Origin of the sequence: Caballeronia sp. LZ065, from assembly GCF_031450975.1 — a bacterium.
Lineage (GTDB): Bacteria > Pseudomonadota > Gammaproteobacteria > Burkholderiales > Burkholderiaceae > Caballeronia.
Window position 1 is genome coordinate 39,618 of the sequence record NZ_JARUXV010000004.1, and the last position, 11,421, is coordinate 51,038.

The window sequence follows — 11,421 nt, forward strand, 5'->3', positions numbered from 1 at the left end:
CCTTCATCGCCAACGATCATCGAGAGGGACTTCGACATGGCCTTCATTGCATTGAGACAGTTGCTGGATCACGCCGCGGAGCACGACTACGGCGTGCCCGCGTTCAACGTCAACAACATGGAGCAGGTGCAGGCGATCATGGCGGCGGCCGAGGCAACGGGAAGCCCGGTGATCCTGCAGGCGTCGGCGGGGGCGCGCAAGTATGCGGGCGAGCCGTATCTGCGGCATCTGGTGCTCGCGGCCGTGGAAGCGCATCCGGAGATTCCGGTGGTGCTGCATCAGGATCATGGCGCGAGTCCTTCGGTGTGCCCGCAGGCGATCCGTTCCGGCTTCACGTCGGTGATGATGGACGGTTCGCTGATGCCGGACCAGAAGACGCCGTCGGAATATGGCTATAACGTCGAGGTGAGCCGGCGCGTCGTGGAGGCTGCGCATTCGGTAGGCGTCTCGGTGGAGGGTGAGCTCGGCTGTCTCGGCTCGCTGGAGACGGGACTCGCGGGCGAGGAAGATGGCGTGGGCGCGGAAGGTGCGTTGAGCCGCGACCGTCTGCTGACCGATCCGGATGAGGCGCGCGCGTTCGTGGAAGCAACCGGCATCGATGCGCTCGCGATAGCCATCGGCACGTCGCACGGTGCGTACAAGTTCAGCCGCCAGCCCACCGGCGATATTCTCGCGATTGACCGTATCGCCGAAATCCATGCGCGCATTCCCAATACGCATCTGGTGATGCATGGTTCGTCATCGGTGCCGCAGGAATGGCTCGCGATCATTCGCGAGCACGGCGGCGAGATGCCCGCGACCTTCGGTGTGCCGGTCGAGGAAATCCGGCGCGGCATTGCGAACGGCGTGCGCAAGGTGAACATCGACACCGACATCCGGCTCGCGATGACAGGCGCCATGCGCCGGGCGATGGCGGCGGCGAAGTCGGAGTTCGATCCGAGGCATGCGCTGAAAGCCGCGACGGCGGCGGCGCGGGATTTGTGCATCGAACGCTTCGAGGCGTTCGGATGCGCGGGACATGGGCAAAGGATCAGGCCTGTTGGGCTGGAAGTCATGGCGAGGAAGTATCACTGAAGCTGAGGCGAGGGCGCGCCCCGATTTACCGACTACCGTAAGACGGGAAGGGCTTCGTTGAGGTAGTTGGAGAGTTCGCTGTCTACCGTCAAGAACTTGAGTATTTCGGTGCGTGCCTGCGCGATGAGCACACGATCGAAGGGATCGCGATGAAGGTCCGGCATGTTGCGAACCGCTTTGGCATGCTTCAGCAGTACCGGAAGCACAATAAACGGCTGCGCCTCCAGCAAGTCGATGGTTCGGTTGGCCGCGGGTTCGAGTTTTCCCCGCGCGGCCTTGATTGACAGTTCCCAGATGGTCGCGGTACTGACAAACACCTTATCCGCCTCCGCGATCATTTCCCGGAAGTCACTTGGCATCTTGCGATCCTTCAAGACGCTCCAGATGTAGACGTGGGTATCGAGAAGAAGTCGCATCATCGGTGCTCGGCAACAGGAGTGACGTCGTAAATCCTCGGCTTGTAGAACTCGGCGGTGATGTCGTCAGGCAAGGGCTTGACGGATTCATCGTCGAGAACGCCATCGTCTACATGTCCGATGATGATGGAACCGCAGGATTCGGGTCATCGTGCGAGAGATTTCCGACTGCCTTCACTCGACGCAGCAACGCTGGACGTTCGCCGCCAATAGCGACATCCTTTCCCTGAGCAACCATATCAAGGATGCGTGGCAGATCATTTTGTGCTTCTTCGACGCTGAAAATATACATGAATGCTCCGGATGACTGATGGAAATCCCATGCTATCCGAGCGCCTTCAACCCGCCAATACATCGATCGGCCAACCGATATCAAATAGGAGCTATCTCAATGCCCACCGCATCCCCGGCTATCGATCCCGGCACACAGGCAGCAACTTTCACCTTGCCGGCAACCGACGGCCAAACCTACACCTTGGACTCGCTCAAAGGTCCGAGCGGCCTCGTAATCGTCTTCATGTGCAACCACTGCCCTTACGTCAAAGCCGTGCTGCCGAACCTGATACGCGACGCGCACGAACTGCAATCGCACGGCGTGAACCTCGCGGGTATCAATTCGAACGATGCCAGCGTCTACACCGACGACGCCTTCGACCGCATGATTGCGTTGACGCACGAATGGCGGCTACCGTTTCCCTATCTGCACGATGAAACCCAGCAGGTCGCGCGCGACTATGGCGCGGTGTGCACGCCGGAAGCGTTCGGCTTCGACCGGGAACTCAGGTTGAGATATCGCGGACGCATCGATGAATCGCGCAAGGAAGCCTTGCCTCTGGCACGGCGCGACCTCTTCGAGGCCATGCTTGCCGTCGCGCACGATGCCGAACCTGACGACCCGCAATACCCCGCGCTGGGTTGTTCGATCAAATGGAAGCGCTAGCCTTTCCGGCGCGTGCTTCCCGGCGCGTGCCACGCGGTGAGATCCTCTTCCGGCCGCTCTACTTCGCATCCCCAGTCAAGCGGCTGATCCTGATCGAAGCGCTTGCCCAGCTGCCACGCAATTTCCGCGCGCGCCAGTTGCACGCCGAGATAGAACGCATGGCCGCCGTCGCTTTCCACCTTGAGTTCGGGGTAGAGCGCGAACGGATCGACGGCCACATGATGACCGTCACGGTTATAGACATGAATGCCCTGCGACGACACCTGCACGCGAAAATTCGGATCGCGCACGGCGGCGGCGATCGCGTCGATCTCGCCGGCGTCGTACGGAAACGGCCGCTTCGCATGCAACGCGGAGAGATCGCTGGAAATGCCCTTGGGCAAGGTCTGCGTTTCGCGCGCGGCATGCATCACGCGGCGCGCGACATCGGCTTCGCGCACGGCCCGCCGCGCATGGAGACTGACCGAGGTCGTCAGCACGGCCGCAATGCGCAGCTCCGCCGCCATGCCGAACAGCACCGCATTGATGCCGCTCGTATCCGCTTCGGTCAACTCGGTGACATTGCCGACGCCCATCATGATCGGCACGTCGGGATAGCGCTCGCGCAAGGCGACATATCGCGCGATGGAAGCAGCAAGACCGAAGGGAATCGGGTCGAGAATCGGATCGGCGAGAAAGGCGCGGCCGCGCTTCGTCATGGCGTCGATCGCGCGATCCAATGAAGCCACGTCCGCGGGTTCGCGCGGCACCAGAACCGGCGTGGACGCAATCTCGTCCGCAATCCATGCCGTATCCACGTTCAGGCTCATCACATAGTCCGCGCCCGCGCGTCCGCCGCGCAGGAGCTCGTCCTCGCGCATCGAATCGACGCTCACACGAAAGCCCTGCTTCTTCAGCATCGCAACTGCTTCTTCGAGATGCGGAAACGGCGTCTCGGGCAGGCAGCCGATGTCAATCACATCCGCGCCCTGCCGCCGATATTCATGCGCGCGGGCCGCGATGCCGTCGAGGTCAAGGCGCGGCGCATCGACGATTTCCGCAAAGATCTCGGTCTCGTAGCGGGACAGGTCCACGTGCCGCGCCTCGCGTCCGAAGAACTGCGGCAGATCCTTGACCTCTTCCGGCCCGCGTTCCACCTTCACGCCATAGTGAGCGGCGAGGGCGTCGAGATCGCCGCGGCACCGGCCGGGCACGATCATGCGCGTCGTCCCTTCGGTCAACGGCACGGCGACGCGTCGGCGGATCATGTCGGCGGTCATCAGCCCCGCGACCTGCAGCCCGATTTCCCGCACTTCCCAGGTGAAAGGCGTGCGCTGCGCCGCGGGGGCGATGCTTTCGAGCACCTGCTGAAGGCTGAGTTGCGCGAGCCGGCCGGTCAGGAAGACGATGTGTTCCATGCAAGCTTCAGGGCCGACAGGCGTTGATCGAGCGCGGCTTCGAGTTCGTCGAGCGAGCGCGGCACGGTGGTATGCGCGAAACGCGCGAGCCGCTCGACATTCTCGAACTCGATTGCGCGCGGCCGCACTTCGACCCATTCCTTCGGCGCCTGGGTGATGACGGAAGCCTCGGTGTCGCAGGCGAACACGATGCCCGGCACGCATTGCTTGCCGGCCTGCGCGTAGAGATTGGTGGGCAGCGTGTCGGAGATGCCGAACGCGCATTTGGCGACGGTGTTGCTGGTCGCCGGCGCGATTACCACCGTGTGATAGTCGCGGTTATAGAGCATCCCGACGGGCACGCTGCTCGCGCTGTTGTCGCGGAACACCTTGAAACGTTCGCGCAGTTTCGTGATGGGCCAGCCATACAGCGGCAACACCTCTTCCCCGGCCGAGGACAGGAACAGATCGACGCCCGGCAGGCGCAGCGCGAGCGCGATCGACTCTTCGATCATGTGACCGGAGCCGGTCACGCACCACGCGAAACGCGCGTCGGGCTTGAACTCGTCGAGCCGGCGGGCGGGCGTGGGTGGCGTCATGCGTCGGCGGCGGCGTTGTCGGCAGGCGAATCGTGCGAAAGGCGAATATGCAGCCGATGCATCTTCCGATACAGCGTGTTGCGGCTGATGCTCAGCACCTTCGCGACATTGCTCACGTTCCAGCGATGCTCGTCGAGCAGCAGCAGCACGGTCTCGCGCTCCTTCGCCTGGATCGCATTCAGCGAAGAGACATCGGCATCTTCCGCGAGATGCGCGGGCGGTGCGCTCGCCACCGGAGCCGGCGCGCGCACGGACGTGGCCGGGTTCACGCCGTTGGCAATCTCGGCGGGCAGATGCGCACACAGGATCTCGGGGCCGTCGCACAAGGCGATCGCCATTTGCAGCACATGGCGCAACTGGCGAATGTTGCCGGGCCATGGGTACTTCAGCAGCGCATGGCGTGCTTCGGCCGAGAGCCTCGGCGGATCGTCGGATTCGGTGTCGAGAATGTGGCCGATCAACGCGAGCGCATCGGCGCGTTCGCGCAGCGGCGGGAGATTGATCTCGATGCCGTTCAGCCGGTAATACAGATCCTCGCGGAACAGGCCGTTCTGCACGAGTTCGATCAGGTTGCGATGGCTCGCGCTGATCAGCTGGAAATCCACCTTGACCGTGGTTTCCGCGCCGAGCGGCGTGACTTCGTGTTCTTCGAGCACGCGCAACAGACGCGCTTGCAGCGCGAGCGGCATGTCGCCGATCTCGTCGAGAAACAAGGTGCCGCCATTCGCCTGCACGATCTTGCCGCGCCGCCCCTCGCGTTGCGCGCCCGTGAAGGCGCCCGCGCGATAGCCGAACAACTCGCTCTCGATCAGGTTCTCCGGCAAGGACGCGCAGTTCACCGCGACGAACGGACCCGTGCCGTTCGGGCTGATGCTGTGCAGCGCATTGGCGAACACTTCCTTGCCGGTGCCGGTCTGGCCGCGCAGGATGATCGGGATCTTGCGCTGGATCACGCGCGCCGCGAGCTGGATCTGCGAGGCCATGCGCGGATCGCCGAATTCCAGATGCGAGAGCTTGTCGAGCCGTCCCGCGACCGCCGGTTCACGTGCGACGTCCTTTTTCGGCGGGCGGGCACGCGCCGGTGTCGCGGCGGGCTCGCTCATCAGGATGCGGGTGCTGCCCGCGGCGCCGTCGCGCGGCGTCTGCGCCGTCAAAAAGAAGCGCGTGTTGGTCTTCGCGCTGTACACCGTCACCGGATGGAACGAGCCGCGGATGCTGCGCGCGATCATGTCTTCCAGCGTCGCGTTGAACGCCGCTTCGATGCGCTTGCCGCACAGTTCGCCGGGCGAGCGCAGGTCGAGCTGGAACAGCGCGCTGCGGCTTGCCGCGAGCACGACGCCGTCGCCGCTCACCGCGAGCTTGCCCGCGTGCAGCGTGCCGACGAATTCCGGCCGGCTATGAAAGTGGATCAGATTGGCGTGCTGGTAGCGGGCATCGATCAGACGATTCTCGATCATCTGCCGCGACATGCCCACAAGTACCAGCGAATGCTGTTGCAGCAGTTTGGAGCGGCTGGTCACGTCGAGCACGCCGGCGATCTCGCCGCGTTCGTCGAAGATCGGCGCGGCGGAGCAGGTGAGCGACGTATAGCGCGGATAGAAATGCTCGTGCTGGCACACGGCGATGCAATCGCGCTCGATCAAACACGTGCCCATGCCGTTGGTGCCGGCTTCGCGCTCGCTCCACAGGGCGCCGACGCGCAGTCCGTCGGCCGCGACGGCCTCGCCGAACGGCACCGACGAGACCTGATGCACGATGACGCCGTCGGCATCCACGAGCACGACGGCCAGTTCCGGATCGGCGAGCTGCTGGTAGAGCGTGGTCATTTCGAGCTTCGACGACGCGATCAGGTCGCTTGCGGCTTCGCGGCGGTCGTTGAGCTCGTGCTGCGTGAGCACGGGCGGCATGACGAAGCGGCCGGGATCGAGCTGAAACTCGGTGAGGCAGCGCAGCCATGACTGCGCGACCGAGTCGCTGGCGCGGCGGGCGGCCAGCGGGTTATGGACGATGTTCAGTACTTCCCGGACATGCGTGTCTACGTCAGCAAGCGACGACATGGGGGCAAGTCTCCGTTACGCCGACTTCCGGTGCGCGCTATGCACGCGGCCCGTCCGGCGCCGAATCTGTTGTGTATTCCGCTGGCGCTGCGGCGTTCTCAATTGCGCTGATTCGTCATTGCTCTGATTCTTGTGCTTCGCATTCCGCACGCAGACGCGCCTCGTGGCCGGGCTGGAGAGTGATGCGGCCGCTGTTTTGCCGCTGTTTTGCCGCTATTTGGCAAGCCGTCCGGCCCGGTTCGCAAAAACTTTACCTCCGATGACGTATGGATTCAATAAGTAGTCGCATCGAAGGGGATAAACGCGCCCGCTTTTTGCTTGCAGCTTACCTATGCTTCTGGCGGTGGGCGCTGGAAGGACGCGAAAAAAGCGCATACGCGGCGAGGACTCCATGGGACGAAGCGAACCGGTCAGCGAAGCGAATTTCGTGGCGCCGCACACTGCGGGCGAGGCGCGCGACGTAATGGACATTGTCTACATCGAAGGATTGACGGGGCAGACGGTGATCGGCATCGATTCGAGCGAGCTGCATGAGCCGCAGACGGTGCGCATGAATCTCGCCATCGGCGTGCCTTGCGTACGGGCCTGCCAGACGGATCGGATCGAGGATACGGTGAACTACGCGGCGGTGCGCGAGGCGATCCACGGACTGCTCGCTTCGCATGGCGTGCAGTTGCTGGAAGCGCTGGCGGAACGCATCGCGCAGATGGTCATTCGGGATTTCGGCGCGCACTGGGTGCGCATCTCGCTGGCCAAACCGGCGAAGTTCGACGATGTCGAAGCCGTGGGCGTGGCGATCGAGCGGCGGCGGGTGGCTGAGGCGCGGCCGGCCGGGCCGGTAAGTCTTGCGTGGATAGGGCGAGGGTATGTGCGTGAGTGAGGGCGGACGCTTCGAAGCAGCCGGATTTCGCATCCGGCTGCTCGTTTGCTTCGTTCAGATCGTCAACGGAATGGGCCCGCTTAGAACCGTGTAGCCGTCGTTGAACAGAAAGTACAAGTCATAGTTGCCCGAGGCCAGCGTCTTGTTTCCGCTGCGGCTCGCGAGCATCACGGACCCGGAGGACTTCGGTGTGCGCACCCATGCGAGCGATCCATTCGAACTGCTCGGTATGCCGCCTTTTTTGTACACGCCGATCCAGTTCGTCGGGCTGTGAAGCCAGGGCGGCGCCACGTAGTCGAAGCGCAGCGTGGCCGAGTTCGTGCCCGTCACCGAAAAGTTTGGCACGAACTGCGCGGTGTTGCCGATGGCGGAATCGGTCATCGGAACGGTCGAGAGCGGCTGCACGCAACCCGCGAAGCGCCGGAAGTAGGCCACATCGCTGACGAGCCGGATGCTCACGTCGTACCATCCGATATCGCCGTACCACACGATATCCTGATTCGCGCCAGCCCCGACGCTCACCTTCGCGTCAGGGTTCTTTCGATAGGCGGTGTCGCTCAACATGAAGACGCCTGCCTGCATTCCACTCGTATTGTCGATCGTGATGCGGATATTGCCGTTGTTCACGTCGTACGCGATACGCACCTCGGCCGCCGTCGCCGACAGGCCATTGCCTCGCAGTTCGTGCAGGTAGCCGTTTGGCCCGTAGACCGCCAGATCGTAGGCGTTGTCGGAATTGAACGGAGACGCGTCCTTCACCTGTGCGCGCTGGGTCGAATCCTGGGCGATCGTGTAGTGTCGTGGTGCGTCGCTGCCGCCAATGAGGCAGCGACGGAGTTGCAGGCTGACGCCCGCGCTGCCTGTGTTGGTGAAGCTCAGGTTGACCGTTTTGCCGATCGGGTCGACCTTCGCCTCGGCGAAGAATTCGTAGGGCAGCCGTGAGGCGACACGGCGTCCGGCCGAGAGCGCGGGCAGCGCTTGCGAACTCGGCGGCGCCGCCGACACGGTCGAGCCGCTGGGATCCATGTTGCTGCTCGCGGTGCCAAGCGACGCGCTGCGCTGATCCGGGTGGGAGAAATCGAACGCCGTGGTCAGGTCGCCGCACACCGCGCGCCGCCATGCCGAGATATTCGGCTCGGACAGCGGCGTCGCTGAGTTGGCGAAGCGCGCTTCGATGAAGCGGATGATCGAGGTGTGGTCGAACACCTGGGAGTTGACCTTGCCGCCCTTGGACCACGGGGAGATCGCGAGCATCGGCACGCGTACACCGAGTCCGATTTGTTGGTCGTTGGCGCCGGAGCCGTCGGACATACTGCCCGAACTGCTGTCTCTGAACTCCGTGGCCGTGCTGACGTTCGACTTGCCCGCGCCCGATGCAGGCGGCACGGGTGGCGGCACGTGATCGAAATATCCGTCGTTCTCGTCATAGGTGATGAAGAGAACCGTTCTGGCCCACACATCGGGATTCGACGTAAGCGCGTTCAGCACATTGCTCACGTACCATTCGCCGCCGCTCGTGGCCCACGACGGATGTTCGCAATACGCGACAGGCGCGGCGATCCACGACACTTGGGGCAGCGTGTTGTTGGCCACATCGGCGATGAGCTGCGCGAACAGGCCCATGTCGTAGGGCTTGCCGATGCCCTGTGGATCGATTTGCGTGCCGTTTAGCGCCGGGGCGAGGGGGGAGGTAGCCTGAAGATTCTGGTACTGGCTGAAGTTGAGCAGCGTGTTGTCGCCATAGTTTCCGTTCCACGACAGTCCACCCGACCCGTTCGCCGTTCTTTCACCGAATCCTGCCGCGTAACTGAGACCCTGTCCCTTGTCCTGATAGAACTTCCACGTGATACCCGCCGCGTTCAGCCGTTCCGGAAGCGTGGTCCAGTGCGCGCCATAGGTGTTGTTGTCGATGTGGACCGAGTACCCGGGAATATTGCCGCAGCATCCCGTGAACATGTAAAGCCGGTTCGGGTTGGTCGGGCCGAGCAGCGAGCAGTGGTACGCGTCGCACACGGTGAAGGCGTTCGCGAGCGCGTAGTAATACGGAATGTCTCTGTTCGTAAAGTACGCCATGGTCTGGCGCGTCTTGGCTGAAACCCAGTTGTTGTACTGACCGCCGTTCCAGGCGGAGTGACCGCCCGCCCAGCCGTGGTCGAGTCCCGCGAAATAGGTGTCGCCGTTCGTCCCGCTGGAAGACGGCGCGGGCCGGAACGGCAGGACGTAGCCAGAACCGCCGGGCTGATACCACACCGGATAGCCGGTCGATTGCAGAACCGCCGGACGGGGATCGCCGAAGCCTCGCACGGCCGGGACATTGCCGAGGTAGTGGTCGAACGAGCGGTTTTCCTGCATCAGGATAACGATGTGCTTGACGTCCTGGATCGTGCCTGTGCCGCTGGCAGCCGGAATCGATTGCGCCCGCAGGATGCTTGCGGGCAAAAGGCCCGCAGCGGCCGACGCACCCGCGAGTTTGAGCGTGTCGCCCAGAAACTGGCGACGAGATGAACTTTTTTTCAGCATTGAGTTGTTTCGCGTTAGGGAGGCATGCGCTTGCGGCGCTAGCGGCACGACGTAGCGGTCAAATGCTTAGCAAGGCGTCGAGCAATGCCAGGCGGGAGCCTGGGCGGCGGAGTAAGACGAGACCTGCGTTTGCGGGTGCGCAGCGCTCTGCGCTTGTGACGCGCCGAAGGTTGAACCGTCGTCGCCTCCGCATGCACTCAGGAGCATGCTCGACATGAGTGCGATCGCGCATGACAGTGAGACGAGGCGCCGTGTCGTGCGGTTTTTATCAGGCGAACGTTGCGCGACGATATCGGGGGCCGATGTGGCGGATCGTTGGGGGTGCTGTATGTTTCGTGGCATGGCTCGCCGGTTCCAGTGCTTGCAGTGTTGGAATGGGGCCAGTATAAAACGCACGTCGTGGCGAGCGATGCAAAGAATTGTTTTCTCAACGTATGCGTCAGTTCGCAAAGTCCCGTCGCAAACCTGTATCGAAAGCCAAGGCTCCGCCAGCGGGTTGCTTGCCGGTCAAGCAAGGCGCCAGGCAAGCAACCGGCCGCGGATCATCTGGCGGATGCCGACTTCTGCTGAATCCCGCATGCCTTGAACGCATCCCTCTGAAGATCGCGAAATTTCCTGGTCTGCGCCTTCGCGCGATCGACCCTGAACTCCGCCCCGCCTTCCCCCCCGAGCGTCGCGTACTTCGAAAAAGTCGACTGCTCGACGAAGTCGTCATAAGTGAGCGTCTGCGCGATCTTGTCGATTGCGCAAGAGCATTTGTAGACGTTGGCGAAATCGTGTCCGTTATCGTCCATACAGCCGAGCACATATTCCACGCGCCCTTCTGTCGGGTAGTCGTGAGTTTTGGCGGGCGCGGCGCGCCCGGTGTCCGTCGCGGCGAACGAAAGCGTCGAACTCAGCGAAAGACAGACGAGCACTGTCAGCGCGCGGCAACGTGATGTCATGCGATAAACCTCGTAATGATTCTGAAAGACAAAGGGGCCGGCACGCGTCATGAAACCCATGCCGGCCCGGCGCCAGTCAGCTCGGCGAGAACGGATGCGACATCGTTCCCTTCTTCGATACTACCTCCTTCGCCGACGGCTCGCCCGCCACCGCACGCGCAAGCGCTTCCTTGGTCGCCTGATAGTTGAAGTCGTGGATCTTCTGGTCGTTGTCGGCTTCCCAGTGGATGAAGACGCCGACGCAGATGAACACGTCGTCGGCTTCGTCGGCGGGAATCACGCCGCTTTCCACGCTGTCGGCGACCGCCATGGCCACCGCGCGCTGCGCCGGGCCGAACATCTGCACGGCCTGCTTCGCACCCTTGATCGTCACCTTGTTGAAGAGAATCGTGTTCGGCTTGGTCAGCAGATTCGGGGCGACCACGGCGAGCAGCGACGTGAAGCCATCCTTGTTGTTCGTGAGCGCGTTGCAGAACGCGGTCTCGGCAGCGGAACCTCGCGGTCCGATGATCAAGTCGATGTGTGCGACCTCGTTGCCATCGCCGACGAGCGACTCTCCAACCAGGACGCGGTTGATCTTGGCCATGCTGTTCCTCCAGTGAGTGTGGTTCTTGG

Annotated in this window: 11 protein-coding genes; 3 read left to right on the plus strand and 8 right to left on the minus strand. The window is 63.0% G+C overall.

The window, feature by feature from the left end; translation table 11 throughout:
- Positions 1-36: 36 nt before the first annotated feature.
- Positions 37-1,074, plus strand: a complete 1,038-nt coding sequence (gene fba / locus QCE63_RS26920) for a class II fructose-bisphosphate aldolase (RefSeq protein ID WP_309837432.1) — start codon at positions 37-39, stop codon at positions 1,072-1,074.
- A 32-nt stretch (positions 1,075-1,106) separates the two neighbouring features.
- Here fba and QCE63_RS26925 read toward each other — a convergent pair whose 3' ends face one another.
- Both QCE63_RS26925 and QCE63_RS26930 read right to left on the minus strand, forming a co-directional pair.
- Positions 1,107-1,493 (minus strand): type II toxin-antitoxin system VapC family toxin, encoded by a 387-nt coding sequence (locus QCE63_RS26925; protein WP_309837435.1) that lies wholly within the window; start codon positions 1,491-1,493, stop codon positions 1,107-1,109.
- 106 nt (positions 1,494-1,599) lie between these two features.
- Positions 1,600-1,782, minus strand: coding sequence for a hypothetical protein (locus tag QCE63_RS26930; protein ID WP_309837438.1), 183 nt, complete (start codon positions 1,780-1,782; stop codon positions 1,600-1,602).
- A 99-nt stretch (positions 1,783-1,881) separates the two neighbouring features.
- Between QCE63_RS26930 and QCE63_RS26935 the strand changes: the two genes are divergently transcribed.
- Positions 1,882-2,430, plus strand: coding sequence for a thioredoxin family protein (locus tag QCE63_RS26935; protein WP_309837440.1), 549 nt, complete (start codon positions 1,882-1,884; stop codon positions 2,428-2,430).
- Here QCE63_RS26935 and QCE63_RS26940 read toward each other — a convergent pair.
- Genes QCE63_RS26940 through QCE63_RS26950 form a run of 3 tightly spaced genes read right to left on the minus strand, consistent with a single transcriptional unit; the run spans position 2,427 to position 6,462 of the window.
- Positions 2,427-3,827 carry a DUF6513 domain-containing protein gene (locus tag QCE63_RS26940; protein ID WP_309837442.1) on the minus strand — a complete coding sequence of 467 codons (1,401 nt, stop codon included), beginning with the start codon at positions 3,825-3,827 and terminating at the stop codon, positions 2,427-2,429. The genes QCE63_RS26935 and QCE63_RS26940 overlap by 4 nt on opposite strands.
- Entirely contained in the window at positions 3,806-4,405 is a 600-nt protein-coding gene (locus QCE63_RS26945; protein WP_309837443.1) for a flavoprotein, read from the minus strand. Before QCE63_RS26945 ends, QCE63_RS26940 begins: the two co-directional genes overlap by 22 nt.
- Entirely contained in the window at positions 4,402-6,462 is a 2,061-nt protein-coding gene (locus QCE63_RS26950) for a sigma-54-dependent Fis family transcriptional regulator (protein WP_309837444.1), read from the minus strand. The genes QCE63_RS26945 and QCE63_RS26950 overlap by 4 nt, the downstream gene beginning before the upstream one ends.
- 391 nt (positions 6,463-6,853) lie before the next feature.
- Here QCE63_RS26950 and QCE63_RS26955 point away from each other — a divergent pair, with 391 nt between their 5' ends.
- Complete coding sequence (locus QCE63_RS26955) at positions 6,854-7,342, plus strand: dihydroneopterin aldolase (protein WP_309837445.1); 489 nt, start codon at positions 6,854-6,856, stop codon at positions 7,340-7,342.
- Between the two features lie 54 nt (positions 7,343-7,396).
- Here QCE63_RS26955 and QCE63_RS26960 read toward each other — a convergent pair whose 3' ends face one another.
- From QCE63_RS26960 to fae, 3 genes are all read right to left on the minus strand, one after another.
- Positions 7,397-9,862: a phosphocholine-specific phospholipase C gene (locus QCE63_RS26960; protein ID WP_309837446.1), complete on the minus strand. Its 2,466-nt coding sequence runs from the start codon at positions 9,860-9,862 to the stop codon at positions 7,397-7,399.
- A gap of 542 nt (positions 9,863-10,404) precedes the next feature.
- A complete protein-coding gene (locus QCE63_RS26965; protein ID WP_309837447.1) occupies positions 10,405-10,806 on the minus strand; it encodes a hypothetical protein in 402 nt (133 codons plus the stop codon).
- A gap of 76 nt (positions 10,807-10,882) precedes the next feature.
- Positions 10,883-11,392 carry a formaldehyde-activating enzyme gene (fae, locus tag QCE63_RS26970; protein ID WP_309837449.1) on the minus strand — a complete coding sequence of 170 codons (510 nt, stop codon included), beginning with the start codon at positions 11,390-11,392 and terminating at the stop codon, positions 10,883-10,885.
- Positions 11,393-11,421: the final 29 nt, after the last annotated feature.

Coding starts and splice junctions, on each gene's coding strand:
- fba (WP_309837432.1), top strand. CDS start 37: ATGGCCTTCATTGCATTGAGACAGTTGCTGGATCACGCCGCGGAGCAC.
- QCE63_RS26930 (WP_309837438.1), bottom strand. CDS start 1,782: ATGTATATTTTCAGCGTCGAAGAAGCACAAAATGATCTGCCACGCATC.
- QCE63_RS26945 (WP_309837443.1), bottom strand. CDS start 4,405: ATGACGCCACCCACGCCCGCCCGCCGGCTCGACGAGTTCAAGCCCGAC.
- QCE63_RS26925 (WP_309837435.1), bottom strand. CDS start 1,493: ATGATGCGACTTCTTCTCGATACCCACGTCTACATCTGGAGCGTCTTG.
- QCE63_RS26960 (WP_309837446.1), bottom strand. CDS start 9,862: ATGCTGAAAAAAAGTTCATCTCGTCGCCAGTTTCTGGGCGACACGCTC.
- fae (WP_309837449.1), bottom strand. CDS start 11,392: ATGGCCAAGATCAACCGCGTCCTGGTTGGAGAGTCGCTCGTCGGCGAT.
- QCE63_RS26950 (WP_309837444.1), bottom strand. CDS start 6,462: ATGTCGTCGCTTGCTGACGTAGACACGCATGTCCGGGAAGTACTGAAC.
- QCE63_RS26965 (WP_309837447.1), bottom strand. CDS start 10,806: ATGACATCACGTTGCCGCGCGCTGACAGTGCTCGTCTGTCTTTCGCTG.
- QCE63_RS26955 (WP_309837445.1), top strand. CDS start 6,854: ATGGGACGAAGCGAACCGGTCAGCGAAGCGAATTTCGTGGCGCCGCAC.
- QCE63_RS26940 (WP_309837442.1), bottom strand. CDS start 3,827: ATGGAACACATCGTCTTCCTGACCGGCCGGCTCGCGCAACTCAGCCTT.
- QCE63_RS26935 (WP_309837440.1), top strand. CDS start 1,882: ATGCCCACCGCATCCCCGGCTATCGATCCCGGCACACAGGCAGCAACT.